Annotated in this window: 16 protein-coding genes and 1 tRNA gene; 9 read left to right on the top strand and 8 right to left on the bottom strand. The window is 48.0% G+C overall.

Annotated features, from left to right (window positions below):
• The first annotated feature begins 17 nt into the window (after positions 1–17).
• From ORJ00_RS07840 to ORJ00_RS07825, 4 genes are all read left to right on the top strand, one after another.
• Positions 18–200 carry a hypothetical protein gene (locus tag ORJ00_RS07840; protein WP_306139476.1) on the top strand — a complete coding sequence of 61 codons (183 nt, stop codon included), beginning with the start codon at positions 18–20 and terminating at the stop codon, positions 198–200.
• Positions 201–297: 97 nt separating this feature from the next.
• Complete coding sequence (locus ORJ00_RS07835; protein WP_306139475.1) at positions 298–966, top strand: DUF6088 family protein; 669 nt, start codon at positions 298–300, stop codon at positions 964–966.
• Complete coding sequence (locus ORJ00_RS07830) at positions 963–1946, top strand: nucleotidyl transferase AbiEii/AbiGii toxin family protein (RefSeq protein WP_306139474.1); 984 nt, start codon at positions 963–965, stop codon at positions 1944–1946. Before ORJ00_RS07835 ends, ORJ00_RS07830 begins: the two co-directional genes overlap by 4 nt.
• Before the next feature lie 292 nt (positions 1947–2238).
• Positions 2239–3063 carry an MFS transporter gene (locus ORJ00_RS07825; RefSeq protein WP_306136711.1) on the top strand — a complete coding sequence of 275 codons (825 nt, stop codon included), beginning with the start codon at positions 2239–2241 and terminating at the stop codon, positions 3061–3063.
• A gap of 74 nt (positions 3064–3137) precedes the next feature.
• Here the strand turns inward: ORJ00_RS07825 and ORJ00_RS07820 are convergent, their stop codons facing one another.
• Positions 3138–3941: a DUF5694 domain-containing protein gene (locus ORJ00_RS07820; protein ID WP_306139473.1), complete on the bottom strand. Its 804-nt coding sequence runs from the start codon at positions 3939–3941 to the stop codon at positions 3138–3140.
• A 356-nt stretch (positions 3942–4297) separates the two neighbouring features.
• Here ORJ00_RS07820 and ORJ00_RS07815 point away from each other — a divergent pair, with 356 nt between their 5' ends.
• The 3 genes from ORJ00_RS07815 to ORJ00_RS07805 all read left to right on the top strand — a co-directional run bounded on the left by ORJ00_RS07815 (position 4298) and on the right by ORJ00_RS07805 (position 5736).
• Positions 4298–5092, top strand: coding sequence for a hypothetical protein (locus tag ORJ00_RS07815; RefSeq protein ID WP_306139472.1), 795 nt, complete (start codon positions 4298–4300; stop codon positions 5090–5092).
• A gap of 110 nt (positions 5093–5202) precedes the next feature.
• Positions 5203–5442 carry a type II toxin-antitoxin system ParD family antitoxin gene (locus ORJ00_RS07810; protein ID WP_305976810.1) on the top strand — a complete coding sequence of 80 codons (240 nt, stop codon included), beginning with the start codon at positions 5203–5205 and terminating at the stop codon, positions 5440–5442.
• A 3-nt stretch (positions 5443–5445) separates the two neighbouring features.
• Complete coding sequence (locus ORJ00_RS07805) at positions 5446–5736, top strand: type II toxin-antitoxin system RelE/ParE family toxin (protein ID WP_306139471.1); 291 nt, start codon at positions 5446–5448, stop codon at positions 5734–5736.
• On the opposite strand, the gene ORJ00_RS07800 is transcribed toward ORJ00_RS07805, so the two are convergent.
• Positions 5722–6348 (bottom strand): hydrolase TatD, encoded by a 627-nt coding sequence (locus ORJ00_RS07800; protein WP_306139470.1) that lies wholly within the window; start codon positions 6346–6348, stop codon positions 5722–5724. The genes ORJ00_RS07805 and ORJ00_RS07800 overlap by 15 nt on opposite strands.
• 338 nt (positions 6349–6686) lie before the next feature.
• Between ORJ00_RS07800 and ORJ00_RS07795 the strand changes: the two genes are divergently transcribed.
• The gene (locus ORJ00_RS07795) at positions 6687–7385 is read left to right on the top strand and encodes a 4'-phosphopantetheinyl transferase family protein (protein WP_027672278.1); all 699 of its coding nucleotides are present in this window, start codon (positions 6687–6689) and stop codon (positions 7383–7385) included.
• A 135-nt stretch (positions 7386–7520) separates the two neighbouring features.
• Here the strand turns inward: ORJ00_RS07795 and leuD are convergent, their stop codons facing one another.
• The 4 genes from leuD to leuA are packed head-to-tail and all read right to left on the bottom strand — an operon-like array spanning position 7521 to position 12200.
• Positions 7521–8123, bottom strand: coding sequence for a 3-isopropylmalate dehydratase small subunit (leuD, locus tag ORJ00_RS07790; protein ID WP_306125843.1), 603 nt, complete (start codon positions 8121–8123; stop codon positions 7521–7523).
• Positions 8124–8125: 2 nt separating this feature from the next.
• Positions 8126–9535, bottom strand: coding sequence for a 3-isopropylmalate dehydratase large subunit (gene leuC / locus ORJ00_RS07785; RefSeq protein WP_306125844.1), 1410 nt, complete (start codon positions 9533–9535; stop codon positions 8126–8128).
• Positions 9532–10620, bottom strand: a complete 1089-nt coding sequence (leuB, locus tag ORJ00_RS07780; protein ID WP_306125845.1) for a 3-isopropylmalate dehydrogenase — start codon at positions 10618–10620, stop codon at positions 9532–9534. The genes leuC and leuB overlap by 4 nt, the downstream gene beginning before the upstream one ends.
• Positions 10617–12200, bottom strand: coding sequence for a 2-isopropylmalate synthase (leuA, locus tag ORJ00_RS07775; RefSeq protein ID WP_306125846.1), 1584 nt, complete (start codon positions 12198–12200; stop codon positions 10617–10619). The genes leuB and leuA overlap by 4 nt, the downstream gene beginning before the upstream one ends.
• A gap of 398 nt (positions 12201–12598) precedes the next feature.
• Here leuA and ORJ00_RS07770 point away from each other — a divergent pair.
• Positions 12599–12685: transfer RNA gene (locus ORJ00_RS07770), tRNA-Leu, on the top strand.
• A 1048-nt stretch (positions 12686–13733) separates the two neighbouring features.
• Here the strand turns inward: ORJ00_RS07770 and ORJ00_RS07765 are convergent.
• A complete protein-coding gene (locus ORJ00_RS07765) occupies positions 13734–14078 on the bottom strand; it encodes a hypothetical protein (protein ID WP_306139468.1) in 345 nt (114 codons plus the stop codon).
• A complete protein-coding gene (locus tag ORJ00_RS07760) occupies positions 14071–14289 on the bottom strand; it encodes a type II toxin-antitoxin system Phd/YefM family antitoxin (protein WP_027672284.1) in 219 nt (72 codons plus the stop codon). The genes ORJ00_RS07765 and ORJ00_RS07760 overlap by 8 nt, the downstream gene beginning before the upstream one ends.
• Between the last annotated feature and the right edge of the window lie 17 nt (positions 14290–14306).

The following is a 14306-nucleotide window of genomic DNA, read 5'->3' as shown; positions in this document are numbered from 1 at the left end:
GAGTTTTGGACGCTACTATGGCCAACGATACCGATTACACCCTGCTGGTACCCACCCGTAGCAACCATTTTAATACCTGCTTTTATTGCGGTTGTATTGCCGCTACGCATGACTATGCGCCGCCGCTGCAGTACCTGGAGTTTTACCTGGCCACGCGCGAGGCCAGTGAGTTTTTACAGGTGCCTGCTTGCAATGCATAAGCCAGGCACGTCAAAGCGCAAAACGGCTTGCCAGCCCCCTATTTTAGTTGCTACTCTGTCCGAAATAACCACTATTTTTTCGGACAAGGCTTAACCTATGATCGCGCCTGAACCTCTTGAAAAAACTATACTCAGCCGAATATATGGCCATAGAAGGGGTTGGGCATTTTCTAAAAAAGATTTTAGTGACATTGGCGAGGCTGGCAGCATTGATCGGGCGTTAAGCCGCATGGCCGAAAAAGGTGTGATTCGCCGTGTGATACGGGGGCTATATGACTATCCCGCGTACAGCAAATTACTGAAAAAAAACCTAAGCCCGGATATTGATCAGGTAGCCCATGCTCTGGCCCGTAAGTTTGGCTGGCAAATTCAAATATCCGGCAATGCGGCGTTAAATGTGATGGGCTTATCCACTCAGGTGCCCACGCAATACCTGTATTTAAGTGATGGCCCTAGCAAAACCTATAAAGTAGGTAATATTGCCATTGAGTTTAAAAAAACTCGCTTTACCCAGCTGGGGTTAAAGTACAAAGCGAATGAAATACTGGTGCAAGCCATACAAGCCTTGGGCGATCGCACGTTAAGCCAGGATGAAACACAAAAAATCATTCAATATATGGCCAGTACCAGTGGCCTGAAAGACGTGGCAGAAAACGGTGAGCTGAATGAGATGCTGATTAACCGGGTTTTAAAAGACACCCAATATGTCACCAGTTGGATTGTGAGTAATATTCGTCAGGTGTTGTTAAACAAGGAGGCTCCATGAAAGCCGTTGCCCAATTGAGCGAACAAGAGCGCAAAGAACTTTTTAGCGAAACGGCCACCGCCATGGGTATCACCTCCGCCGCAGCTGAGAAAGACTTTTGGATATGCTGGGTGCTGATGCAGGTATTTGAAGATGCCGTTTTAAATAAATACTTACGCTTTAAAGGTGGCACTAGTTTATCTAAGTGCTACAAAGCTATTGAGCGGTTTTCTGAAGACATTGATCTGATTTTAGACTGGACGCAACTCACACAAGAAGACCCTACAGCTAAACGCAGTAAAAACAAACAAGGGCAGTTAAATCAGTCGATTAATGAGCAAGCTAAGTATTATATCGCCGATACACTATTGCCGCGCTTAATTGAATTAATGGGTGATACCTGTAAGTTGGTTGTTGACCCGGAAGACCCGCATACCGTTAATATTAATTACCCTAAAGCGTTTGATTCTGAATACTTACGGCCACAGGTTCGCTTAGAAATTGGCCCGTTGGCGGCAATGCTACCCATGGAGTGGTGTGAGGTGCAGCCTTATGCTGCGGAGTATTTCCCTGATGTGTTTGAGCAAGCCAATGTGTCGGTGCCCACCATAGTTGTGGCCCGTACTTTTTGGGAGAAACTCACCATATTGCATGCCGAGGCGTATCGACCTGAAGATAAGGTCTTACCCAGCCGCTATGCCCGCCACTATTACGATGTTTATAAGTTAGTAAAAACAGGCTTATACAAAACTGCCATTGAGCAGTCGAATTTATTGGCTGAGGTGGTGGTGTTTAAACAAAAGTTTTATCCAAGCGGTTGGGCTAATTATGGCACTGCCACATTAGCGGGTTTGGTTTTGCATCCATCTGAGCATCACATGGGTGCCTTAAAAGCAGATTATGGGCAAATGCAAGAAATGTTATTTGGCGATAAACCACGTTTTGATGACATTCTTGCGACCTTAATTGAATTAGAAAGAGAAGTGCGCGCACTGCAATAAATAAAAGGAAGTGCCATGACTGCAGACACCCACTACCACCTGCGGAAAAAGGGGTCGGAGACAATTAAAGGTATAACTGGTTAAACCAATATATTTCAGTGTATTGCGTAAGAAATGGTTATTATTAGCTCCGCCCACTTTTTCCTAATAAGATAGCGCTTATGCGGCAGCGAAGCTGGCTAAATGCAAACAGATAAAGGTTTTGTGATGTGGCTTGCATTGCAACAGCAATGGCATTAGTCTGCGTTAAAAAATTGCTAACTACACCACTGCAGTACGCCAAGGATTTGGTATGGACAACCAACAAAACACCTCACCTGATTATTCCCGCTATACCATCGCAGAACTCGAAGACGTTTTAGCTAATATCGATCGGGATAAATATGCCCAACGCTACGCTGACGCTAAAGCCATGCTTGAGACAAGATTAAAAAACAGACAGTTAAACTCAGCGAGCAATTTAGCGCATTTAAATGAGCCAATTAAACCAAAATGGTCTGAAATGCATGTCGTGACCCGCATTATATTGGTGGCTTTTCTATTTCTGATTTTTGCTGTAATACCTACGATGTTTAGCGAATTTATGGCGGCCAAAAGCTGGTTAGCGCATACCAATATCTGGATTTGGGCGCTTGGTGGTGTGCTTTCCGTATTATGGTTTACATCGCTGATAAAGGATGAAAACTTTGCCAGGTATCTGACTAGAAATATGTCTGGTAAATTTGCTGCGGTGCTTATGCCATTTTTATTTTTGATGTTTAGTTTTATGACAATTGATATCACGACACCACTTTTTTTACATAAGCTCAGTGAGCCGAAAGAAGTCATTTATGTCATGCAATACCATAAGGAAAGTGGCAGTAAACACTGCCGCTATAAAGTCGAGATTGTTGAAACCAAAGAGTTACAAAGAGGCAAGCTGTGTATGTCAGAAAGCATGCGTAATAGTTTGCCTGAAAGCGGCCAAATTCTCGTAACAGGAACCCGCAGCCAATTTGGGATGGTGGTTAAAGGCTTCAAACCAACGATACCGATTAGCACCAAATCGAGGTTCAACAGATTTTGTGCCGACAACGTTTTTGCTGATTGTGATATTATTTCGCCTGCCAGGGCATGAACTCAAACAAAGAACCGCAGCATTGCCCAACCAGGTCAAAACACAGCAACTTGGTTGAGCAAATCAGGTGATTATTAGAAAAAACTGTCAACAAACACCGCTTTGCGCTGAGTGTCGCTGGCCAGAAAATCGTTGATCACAGCAATATGGCCTTGCCCTGCAATCACCAAAACCCGCTTGCCCGGGCTGGCAGCCTGTTGAATGTTGGCATACATGCGAAAGTTTCTGTGCCACCAACTTGCCGCAGCATCTGCGCCGACAAAGCCATCCCCAGCACCCACCTCATTGCTGAGTAAGTAAATGGATTTATTCAGCCGATATTGTTGTTCTGAATTCATCGCTCGCAATAAATCAGCCAGGCTCAATGTCCTGTGCATGTCGTTACTTTGGGCAGTAACGTCTGCAATCAAGGCATCAAAAGCCGCTTGAATGGCCGGTGCCTTTGCTGGCATTTGTTCAAACAGCGGCTCGGCATTCCACTGTATTTCCTGCTCGTCGAAGCAGCGCACGGCGCTACCACCAGCGGCTTTAGCTGCCCTGAATCCGAGTTGATAAATCTCATTCACTGGCAGTGTAAACTCGCCTTTTAAATACTGTTGATACTGCTCATTTAGCTTGCCCTGAAAGCCTACCGCACACTCCAGCAAAACATCTGTCGGAGCAAAATCCTGCGCAAGTTTTTGGCTAAAGGCTTGTAAATACTGCTGACTGTCAGCAGAGGTAACATCCAGCACTGACGTTTTTACCGTGTCCAAACCGGGGTTAGTAAAGTGAAAAGTACCCAACAACATAATTTGCGCCGGCTCTTCAGCACGAACAGTTTGAGCCCCTATTAACAGTGAGGTTGCCAGAAAGACTAAAGCTGATAATTTTTTCATTGAAATAACCTTATGAATTTTTGAAATCAGATTCTTATTAGCGAAAAGTATGCCAAAACCTAAGCATATGTTTTATATAAAGTTATCAAATAACAATGCTAATTTCTGTTTTATAGCTCGAGAGACATGAGTAGAACTGACCACGTTTTAGTGTGTACCGCTAATTAAGAAAAGGCTTTGTTGAGCATCAGTCTGATACGTAAACTAAATTATTAGGGCCAGAACAAAATTAAACTTAATCTTCAATTAAGCTGTAAAAACGTAGATCGGCTTGGCTATGTCGCCGAGTGATGAATAAACTCAAATCCCCCACTGCCGCTCCAATTTAGTTATACTCCCCAGCTTTGGACGCTACTATGGCCAACGATACCGATTACACCCTGCTGGTACCCACCCGTAGCAACCACTTTAACACCTGCTTTTATTGCGGTTGTATTGCCGCTACGCATGACTATGCGCCGCCGTTGCAGTATCTGGAGTTTTACCTGGCGACGCGCGAGCCTAGCGAGTTTTTAAAAATTCCGGTTTGTAACGAGTGCGTTGAACTGCTGAAACCTTGCAAGGCCGGTACGTTGGATGAGCGGCGGCTGTTTGCCAGAGCGGCCTTAGCGAAGAAGTATGCCAAGGCGCTAACCATTTATGACATGTGGACGACGGAAGAACTGGCTACGTTAGATTTTAGCCTGCGCCACAGTATTGAAGCGGGGTTAAAGCTGGGTGCGGAAACCACCGAACGGCTTAGCTTTGCCGGCTTTGACTATGAAGCCGGCGGTGTTAGCCAGCTGGTAGCTGAAAACGCCCCGTTACGCTTTGACGTGTTTGGTGAGTGCTTTGATACATTTCGTGAAGCATTAGACTTTGCCAGTAAAGCTTACCGCATACCGAAAAACGCCTTAAAAGACGCCTTTGCGGATAACGGCAATAGCTTTGAGCAGGCGATTAACACCATACATAAGCAAGCAGCAGAGAAAGAGTTTAACCAGCAGCTAAAACAGCAGTGCGCCGCCTTTGCCAAACAGCATAAACAAGCGGTAATTTTTGTGCATAAGCAGGTAGAGCGTTACCTGAGTGAAAACGCCGATATGACGATAACCGAAGCGCTGCAGCAGTTGTATAACACCAGGGTAAAGCCGGCAGCAGCCAGGCGTTAAATTTAACTTAAGCCATAGTTGTGCCTGGTTGGCCTAAGATTGATGAGCAAACTTGACAAAGTTTGCCATAACAGCACAATAAGCTTAATTGCAGTAACAGAGACAAGCCAATGGCAACCATGAACGTATCGCTACCCGATGGCATGAAGCATTGGGTAGAACAACAAGCTGAAACCGGACGCTACAGTAATGCCAGCGACTACGTGCGTGACCTTATTCGGCGTGATCAGGAGCGGGCAGCCAAAGTAGCCCACCTGCAGCAGTTAATTGATGAAGGCGTTAATAGTGGCCGGGGTAATCGCACTATGGCGCAGCTGGAAGCAGCGGCCATGGCGAAACTGCCGCAATAACACATGGCTTATATTCTTAGCAACAAAGCTGAAGAAGATATAATTGCTATTTTTGTCACCGGTGCAGAGCAGTTTGGCCTGATACAGGCGCAGCGTTACCACCAGCAATTAACCACTACTTTTGAGTTTTTGTCTGACAACCCGCAAGCCGCGCCTGTGCGTGAAGAACTTATCCCACCTGTGCGGCTGCATCCTGTCGGTTTACACCTGGTTATTTACCAGCTTGAAGATGACAACAGTATTTTTATTATTCGCGTGCGCCTCGCACATGAAGATTGGTTAAACACTAGCTAACGGCTTAACGATAAAAGCCCTGGCGCCTAAATCCAGCGCCAGCGCGCGCAGTTCGCTTTGCTGTGTTACCGGTGCATAAGCAAAGCAGGTTACCTGTAACCCTGCCTCAGCCGCAGTATGAATAAACTGGCACAACTCACTAAAACCCCATTGGGTTGGCTTAACTGCTTGCTGATACGCCGGTGGGTTAGTGGCCGGCAGGTAAATGTCCAGTTTTTCTACTTCCAGCGCCACAAGCTGCTGGCACAAGGCGGGTGCAGCAGCGGGCACCACCAGGCCATAAGTCACCAGTGTTATTGGCACGCCGTGGCGTTTGCCTTTAAAGGCTGGTAAAAACTCAGCCAGCAGATCCACGTGCAACAGCGGGTCGCCAATACCGGCCAGCGCCAGGCCTTGCAGCTCAAACTCGGTTGACGCCTGCTGCTCGTAACCGGCGCGATAGGCCTGCTCTGCGGCGTCGAGTAACTGCTGTGCGGTAGGTGTTGGTGTAAGCTGCGCCAGCAAGGCGCCCTTGCCAGCCAGCTGCAATAACGACTGTGCGGCGGGCAATTGGCTGGTGCAGTGCAGGGTTAAACGCTGCTGGTCCAAATAACTCCATGGGGTGACACTCATTGCACACTCCTGCTAAAGCGACGTAGTAAACGCCAAATATCGCATCCGGTTCAACACGCTGGGATCACGTTTTGCCATACTGTGTCATAATCTGTAACGCCTAACAATAATTTGCCGATGGCCTGCTGTCACTGCACAGCCATACGCCGTTTAGTTTTAGCCCGCTACAGCACAACCTTATACTTTCCCCTGAAGTGGTACATAGCTTGGTTGCGGATAAATAACCATGACAACAAGCAGACAAAACCGGTTAAAAATAAGCACTATTGTGGCCAAACCCCGTTATAGTGAAGCTCGACACATAGTAACGACGCTTAAATTGACTTAGGAAGGTTAGCGTGTCTGGTTATCCCTTTATTAAACAGCTTGCTGCAAAACACATCGTTGGGTTTTCTGGTCTTTGCTATCAATGCCAGTTTTTTACCGAACACTACACGGACACCATAGCGGAAACATTACTGGGCGCCCCGCTACATAACGCCTTACATAAGGCGGTGGCTAAACGTAAAGCAGAATTTGTTGCTGGACGGTATCTGGCCCGGCAGGCATTAACCGCTTTGGCTGCAACTGATACAGCAGTGGCCATAGGGCCGGCGCGGCAACCGCTGTGGCCTGCGCCATTTATCGGGTCAATAAGCCATGCCAAAGACTTTGCTATTTGTGCTGTGGCCCATAGCGGCCATGCCACAAGAATTGGTATCGATGTTGAAGATATACTGGATGCCAAGGTAGCAACCGACATTGCCGGCAGTGTTCTAAACGCAGCAGAGTATACGCTGGTCGGTTCGCTTGCCACGCCTCACCCTGTAATGCTTAGCCTGATATTTTCGGCTAAAGAAAGCCTGTTTAAAGCGCTTTATCCCGAGGTAGGCCGTTTTTTTGGCTTTGAAGCGGCAACAACAACCGCTATAGATGTTGAAACCGGCACGTTTATACTAGAACTGGTGCAGGAACTTACCCCGGCATTACCTGCAGGCACCTGCTTTAACGGGCAGTTTGAGCTGGACGCAACCAAAGTACTTACGGTAATAACCTGAACGCTTTTTTCCTTTTACTCCTTATAACCCTTTAACCGGCACAGCTAAACAGAAATGACTGGGCCGGTTGAGCTGTGCCGGCTTAGCTATACTGGCTTAGCTGTACTGGCTTAGCTGTGCCGCTTTAGTAAGCGCTTAACCTAACCAAGGTTGGTTGGTTTTGCGGCTTTGTTCGTAGTCGGTAATGCTGGGGTTTAACTGCTCGCTTGAACCGATAAAGTCTAACCCGCTTAACAGGCGTTGTTTAATATCGGCGTCGATACTAAAGCCCATTGCGGCGTTATTACCAAACAGTATTTCCTGGCTGGCTAAGTCTATTTGCCACTGCTGTGGGCCTTGCTGGCAGCGGTTAAATAGCAGATCGATATTAGTTTTACTTAATTGAATTAACAACATGCCGTTATTTACGCTGTTGTTAAAGAAAATATCGGCAAAGCTTTGGGCAATAATAACGTTAAAACCAAATTGGTTAATGGCCCAGGGCGCGTGCTCACGGCTTGAGCCACAACCAAAGTTGGCACGGGTTAGCAAAATAGAGGCGCCCTTGTACTGCGGCTGGTTTACCACAAACTCCGGGTTGGGCGTGCCGTCGGCTAAATAGCGCCAGTCATAAAACATGGCGTCGGCAAAGCCGTCACGGCTAACGCTGGTTAAAAACTGCTTAGGAATAATTTGGTCGGTATCAACGTTATTTTTATCTAATGGGCAAACTAAGCCCTGTGCAAATATCTGGCTCATGCTTATTCTCCCTGTTGCGCAGCAGCAATATTAACGAACTTACCGGCAATAGCGGCAGCAGCGGCCATTGCCGGGCTAACTAAGTGCGTGCGTGCGCCGCGGCCCTGACGGCCTTCAAAATTACGGTTACTGGTGGAGGCGCAGCGCTGGCCGGCTTCTACCCGGTCATCGTTCATGCCCAAACACATGCTGCAGCCTGGCTCGCGCCACTCAAAACCGGCGTCTTTAAACACGCTGGCTAAGCCTTCTTGTTCGGCCTGGCGTTTTACCACCCCCGAGCCTGGCACCACCAATGCGCGTACGCCACTGGCAACTTTTTTGCCTTTAACCACACTGGCAGCGGCGCGTAAGTCTTCAATACGGCTATTGGTGCAACTACCTATAAACACCACATCGACGCTGCAGTCGGTTAATTTTTGCCCGGCTTCTAACCCCATATAGGCTAATGCCCGTTCAGCGGCGTCACGCTTGCTGGCGTCGGTAAAGCTGTTTGGCGACGGCACACTTTGGTCAATAGCAATAACCTGCTCCGGGTTGGTGCCCCAGGTTATTTGCGGCGTGATACTGGCAGCATCAATGCTGACGGTTTTGTCGAACACTGCATCGGCGTCTGAATATAGGCTTTGCCAATACTGTACAGCAGCATCCCAATGCGCGGCCTGTGGGGCATGCGCTTTCCCTTTAATGTACGCAAACGTGGTTTCGTCCGGGGCAATTAAGCCCGCTTTGGCGCCCATTTCTATGCTCATATTGCACAGTGTCATGCGCCCTTCCATGCTCATACCACAAATAGCACTGCCGCAGAACTCGGCAACAAAGCCATTGCCACCGGCAGTACCTAATTGGCCAATAACCGCTAAGATCACGTCTTTGGGCGTGACATGGGCATTTAACTCGCCGTTTATCTCTACTTTTAACGTTTTAGCCTGCTGCTGTGGCAAGGTTTGCGTGGCTAATACATGCTCAACTTCTGAGGTACCAATACCAAATGCCAGGGCTCCAAAAGCGCCGTGGGTAGAGGTGTGCGAGTCGCCACAGACAATAATCATACCGGGCTGGGTTAACCCCTGCTCTGGGCCAATAACATGCACAATGCCTTGATCCGGGTGGGTTAAATCCAGCAATTCAATGCGGTTTTCCGCACAGTTGGCTGCTAACGCTTCCAGCTGTTTACGTGAAGTTTCGCCGGCGGCGTCAAGGCTGCGACGCTGGGTAGACACGTTATGGTCCATGGTAGCGAACGTTAAATCGGGCCGACGTACCGCGCGGTTGGCCATTTTTAAACCAGAGAACGCCTGCGGTGAGGTAACTTCATGGATTAAATGTCGGTCAACGTACAGTAAGTCGGTACTGGGGTTTAACTTACCCACCACATGGCTTTGATAAATTTTTTGAAATAACGTCTGGCTCATTTTGCGTGTCCTTGTGGCATAGCCTGAATAGTGGCAACAATGGCCGCGCCAACGGCAGCGGTACCATAGGTTGAAGTGGCGTTAATATCGCGCGTGACAATATGCTGCTCTAAGCAGTGCTGCACCGCTTGCTCTATCGTGCGGGCGGCATCTTCCTGGCCAAAACTGTAACGCAACATTAGCGCGGCACTTAAAATTTGTGCAATGGGGTTGGCAATGCCCTTACCGGCAATATCCGGCGCACTGCCACCGGCAGGTTCATATAAACCAAAGCCGCTGCCATTTAAGCTGGCAGAGGGTAATAACCCTAAGCTACCGGCAATGGCGGCAATTTCATCAGACAAAATATCGCCAAACAGGTTGTCGCACAGTAATACGTCAAACTGCTGTGGGCTGCGAATAAGCTGCATGGCAGCGTTGTCGATATACATGTGTTCCAGTTCAACGTCTGGGTAGTCTTTGGCTATGCGTTCTACGGTTTCGCGCCATAAAATACTGGTTTGCAGCACGTTGGCTTTATCAATAGAGGTTACCTTGTTACTGCGTTTTTGTGCGGCAGCAAAGGCAACATGGGCAATACGCTCAATTTCGCGCACGCTGTAGCGCTGGGTGTCAAAGGCGTCGGTTTCGCTACGGCCTTTTTCGCCAAAATAAATACCCCCGGTTAGTTCGCGCACACACAAAACGTCCATGCCTAAGCTGCTAACCCGTGGGTGCAGTGGCGATAAGTCGGCAAAGGCGGGGTATATTTGGCCAGGGCGCAAGTTACAAAATAAGTCGAAGGTTTTGCGCAGCGGTAATAATGAGCCGCGCTCAGGTTGTTTGTCTGGCGCCAGCCCGGTCCATTGTGGCCCACCCACCGAGCCAAATAAAATGGCGTCGCTTTGTTGGCACAGTGCCAGGGTGTCGGCAGGTAAGGGCTCGCCCGTGGCATCGATGGCGGCGCCGCCCACTAAAGCGGGCGTTAAAGTTAGGCCAAACTGAAATTTGTCGGCGACCACTTCAAGCACTTTTATTGCTTCTGCCATCACTTCCGGGCCAATGCCGTCACCGGCCAGCACTGCTACGTTGTACTGCGTTTTCATTGTTGTTCACCTGCTGCTATTTTTGAAACGGTTTGCCGGGCATGTTTATGCGCATCAATGGTTTGGGCGCGCTGGATCATATTTAATACATGCACGTAGGCCAGTACCGAGCTGCGCACAATGTCGGTTGCCAGGCCAGCACCGTGAAAACGGCGACCTTCGTGTTCGGCAATAATATCTACCTGGCCCAGCGCATCTTCGCCACTGCCTTTGGCCTGTAAGTTAAAATCAACCATCTTAATGTTTAGCTTGCTAATGCGGGCTATAGCGCTAAACGCGGCCTCTACCGGGCCATTTCCGGTGGCTGCTTCGGTAAATACCTGATCGCCACAACGCACGCCCACGGTGGCGCTGGCAACATGGCCGGTATGGGTAGACGAGCTTAAAAACTCCAGCGCGTAATAGTCGTCCTGGTTTTGCATATTTTCAAAAAACACCAGCGCTTCTAAGTCGTAGTCGAACACGCGGCCTTTTTGATCGGCCAGTGCGACAAAGCTTTTGTACACGGCTTCCAAGTCATAATCTTCGTTGGTGTAACCCAGCTCAGCTAAACGGTGTTGAATAACGTGCCGGCCCGAGCGCGAGGTTAGGTTCAGTTCGTTCTGACGAATACCTACTTGCTCAGGCGCCATAATTTCATAGGTGTTTTGTGCTTTTAACACGCCGTCCTGGTGAATGCCGGAGCTATGTGCAAAAGCGTTTTCACCGACAATGGCTTTGTTCGGTTGAATGGGCATATTGCAAATTTGGCTAACCAGGTGGCTGCTGCGGTAAATCTCGGTGGTTTTAATGTCGGTGTATAGCGGTGCCAACACATCTTTGCGGGTGTTGATAATCATGGCCACTTCTTCCAGTGAACAGTTACCGGCACGCTCGCCAATACCGTTTACCGTACATTCAATTTGGCGCGCCCCGGCCTGAATAGCGCTAATGCTATTGGCTACGGCTAAACCTAAATCGTTGTGACAGTGCACACTTAACCGGGCTTTATCAATATTGGGCACCTTGTTACGCAAGGTGCTAATAATGGCAGCAAACTCGTTTGGAATAGTGTAGCCAACCGTGTCTGGAATATTGATGGTGGTAGCGCCGGCGGCAATAGCACGCTCTACTATCCAGCATAAATCGTCAATTGGCGTACGGCCGGCATCTTCGCAGGAAAATTCAATGTCGTCGGTATAACGGCTGGCCAATTTAATAGCCGCAACGGCCTGCTCAGTGGCCTGGGCTAAGGTTTTACGCAATTTGTACTGCAAATGCAGCGGCGAGGTAGCAATAAAGGTATGAATACGGCGACGCTCTGCGTCTTTTAACGCTTCGCCACAGGCTTCAATGTCGGCACTAACCGCGCGAGCCAGCCCGCAAATAATCGGGCCTTTTACTTCACGCGCGATGCGTTGTACCGAGTCAAAGTCGCCGGGGCTGGATACCGGAAAACCGACCTCCATCACGTCGACATTTAACCGCGCTATAGCATGCGCCAGCTGTATTTTTTGCTTCTGGCTTAAACTGGCGCGCAGTGCTTGTTCGCCGTCACGTAAAGTGGTGTCAAAGATCCAGATTTTGTTATCGCCGCTCATCTTGTGTTTCCTGTTCCGTTATCTCGGTGTAGGTTGCAACCTGTGGCGGGGGCTAAAATGCTAAAAACCCCGGCCAGTGGCACGGGGTTTTAGCGTTATCGGTTCGTTACGTTTTTACCAATAAGCAGCACCCCGCGCGCCGATGAGGAGCACGAGGAGGCTAATAATAGAAACGTGACGATTAAAATTCATTTATTGCTCTTTGTTTATGGTTAGTAGCAAAACGTCATTAGTAATAACATGGTTATTTTTTAACTGCAACAGTATAGATGGCTAAACGGCAAAAAACTTTGATGTTTTGCTTTTTAACGCTGTTCAATAAAAAATATCTTGCACAGCAGCGAAAAACTTCTTAACATGCGCGCCGTCTTACCAAGCGTATTCACGCTAACGACTCTGCCCGGGTGGTGAAATCGGTAGACACAAGGGATTTAAAATCCCTCGCTCGAAAGGGCGTGCCGGTTCAAGTCCGGCCCCGGGCACCATTTAACTTCCTGTATTTATTTCACTTTTTCTAACCAAGCTCAATTTTCGACCCAACCTACTAAAAGTCTCAATGTGCAGCTTATGTGTAGCTGTTTTCGCTTTATTGCGTCAAATCACCGCTTTTAGCCACTGTTTTATCGCCGTTTAAACCCGTTTTAAGCCATTTTGCGCAGTTAGTCTTAGCCTTCCGTCAGATAAACTCTGTTTGCACGCGTTATGCAGGCAGTAACGCGCTGTTATAGCCAGTTACTATGCAGTTATGGTGAAGCGAAGTCTAAAACAGGACTTTTACTGAAAATGAAGTTAGCGGCCAAGTCTATTCAGGACTTATGCAGTGGCTGAATAACCGCTCTATGCAATCCCCGGTCGCTATCCGGTCCAATTGTCGCTGTAGCGTCAAGTTTTTGCACAATGTCACCAGCACGCATACCAGACTTATTAGGTCGCAGGCAACGTAAAGCTGCCGCATTAGCTTGGTATTCACAGTAAACCGCTCTGGTCTTACTCCGGTCGGAGGGACGAGTTAAAGACGAAGGCTAAATTTAATGCTGAAGTGCCCCCTCCTCAGACTGCTTTGAGCGAAAAGCGGACGGTCAGGTTAATTTTGACCTGACCCTAATATTACTCTATCGCATCGGTAATTGTCTCCGCCCCCTTTTTTCGAATAACCACTTCCTGGAATAGTGAAAATACATCATGCGCAGACTATGTGTAGCAAAATGATCACAAACAACTGATTTAGAGTGAAAACTGAACGAAACTTGGGAAGAAAAATCCTTACACAAGGCATTTCGTATGATGTTTGTAAGCGTTTTAAAATCCCTCGCTCGAAAGGGCGTGCCGGTTCAGGTGTTCACCACATCCATGTGGCTCACCCGCATAACGGGCCAGCTAAAGCTGTCAATTATTGCTCCCTGCAATATTTTCCGGCCCCGGGCACCATTTATCCGCTGTGTTTATTACCACTATTTTCAAACATCTACATTATCGTTTGCTTCACCACCGTGAAAACGCGTTTTATATAAATTAACGTTGAAGTGCATGCGCTTAAAACAGCAGGTTTAACTCAAACAACAGCTTTTGCAGATTCTGCCGGCTATCCATCAACAGTAATAACTCAATGCGCTGCTTTTGATCATTAACTCGATAAAACAACAGGTTATGTTTATCTACCTGCCATTGCCGGTAATCAGCAATGCCTAGAGTAAGCAAGCGCTCGCTAATAGGCGCCAGCGTCGGATCCGTAGCCAAATCCTGCTGCAGTCGCTGCTTAATATGTACTAGCGTAGAGTGTGCCAGGGTTGATGAATATTTTTCGGTTAAAAACGCGGTTAGACGTTGTTGCGACAACTTAAACAGCGGCGAGGCGACAATAGCGTAAGCGTTACTCAAACGCTTGATCCAGGGTTAATTCGGCAGATTGCAGCGACTTCTCTGATAATTTCAGCATTTTTAGCAGTGCGAGTGTGTCTTGCTGAAATTGATAATCCTGATACGACTGTACCACAAACGCCGGTTTGCCATTTTTTGTGATCAGTAGCTCTTCACGCAGCTCCAATGTATTAGCGTGCTCTTTTAAGTAAGTAATCGTTTCGGTTTGCATAACCAACCTTAAAAAGA

It is taken from the genome of Rheinheimera baltica (assembly GCF_030731985.1).
Taxonomy (GTDB): domain Bacteria; phylum Pseudomonadota; class Gammaproteobacteria; order Enterobacterales; family Alteromonadaceae; genus Alishewanella; species Alishewanella baltica.
This window is presented reverse-complemented; position numbering and strand designations above follow the sequence as displayed.

What these genes read in the sequence shown, in the direction of transcription:
- ORJ00_RS07840 (WP_306139476.1), top strand. Translation starts at nt 18, where the DNA reads ATGGCCAACGATACCGATTACACCCTGCTGGTACCCACCCGTAGCAAC.
- ORJ00_RS07825 (WP_306136711.1), top strand. Translation starts at nt 2,239, where the DNA reads ATGGACAACCAACAAAACACCTCACCTGATTATTCCCGCTATACCATC.
- ORJ00_RS07760 (WP_027672284.1), bottom strand. Translation starts at nt 14,289, where the DNA reads ATGCAAACCGAAACGATTACTTACTTAAAAGAGCACGCTAATACATTG.
- leuC (WP_306125844.1), bottom strand. Translation starts at nt 9,535, where the DNA reads ATGAGCCAGACGTTATTTCAAAAAATTTATCAAAGCCATGTGGTGGGT.
- ORJ00_RS07810 (WP_305976810.1), top strand. Translation starts at nt 5,203, where the DNA reads ATGGCAACCATGAACGTATCGCTACCCGATGGCATGAAGCATTGGGTA.
- leuB (WP_306125845.1), bottom strand. Translation starts at nt 10,620, where the DNA reads ATGAAAACGCAGTACAACGTAGCAGTGCTGGCCGGTGACGGCATTGGC.
- ORJ00_RS07820 (WP_306139473.1), bottom strand. Translation starts at nt 3,941, where the DNA reads ATGAAAAAATTATCAGCTTTAGTCTTTCTGGCAACCTCACTGTTAATA.
- ORJ00_RS07815 (WP_306139472.1), top strand. Translation starts at nt 4,298, where the DNA reads ATGGCCAACGATACCGATTACACCCTGCTGGTACCCACCCGTAGCAAC.
- ORJ00_RS07805 (WP_306139471.1), top strand. Translation starts at nt 5,446, where the DNA reads ATGGCTTATATTCTTAGCAACAAAGCTGAAGAAGATATAATTGCTATT.
- ORJ00_RS07800 (WP_306139470.1), bottom strand. Translation starts at nt 6,348, where the DNA reads ATGAGTGTCACCCCATGGAGTTATTTGGACCAGCAGCGTTTAACCCTG.
- leuA (WP_306125846.1), bottom strand. Translation starts at nt 12,200, where the DNA reads ATGAGCGGCGATAACAAAATCTGGATCTTTGACACCACTTTACGTGAC.
- ORJ00_RS07830 (WP_306139474.1), top strand. Translation starts at nt 963, where the DNA reads ATGAAAGCCGTTGCCCAATTGAGCGAACAAGAGCGCAAAGAACTTTTT.
- ORJ00_RS07835 (WP_306139475.1), top strand. Translation starts at nt 298, where the DNA reads ATGATCGCGCCTGAACCTCTTGAAAAAACTATACTCAGCCGAATATAT.
- leuD (WP_306125843.1), bottom strand. Translation starts at nt 8,123, where the DNA reads ATGAGCCAGATATTTGCACAGGGCTTAGTTTGCCCATTAGATAAAAAT.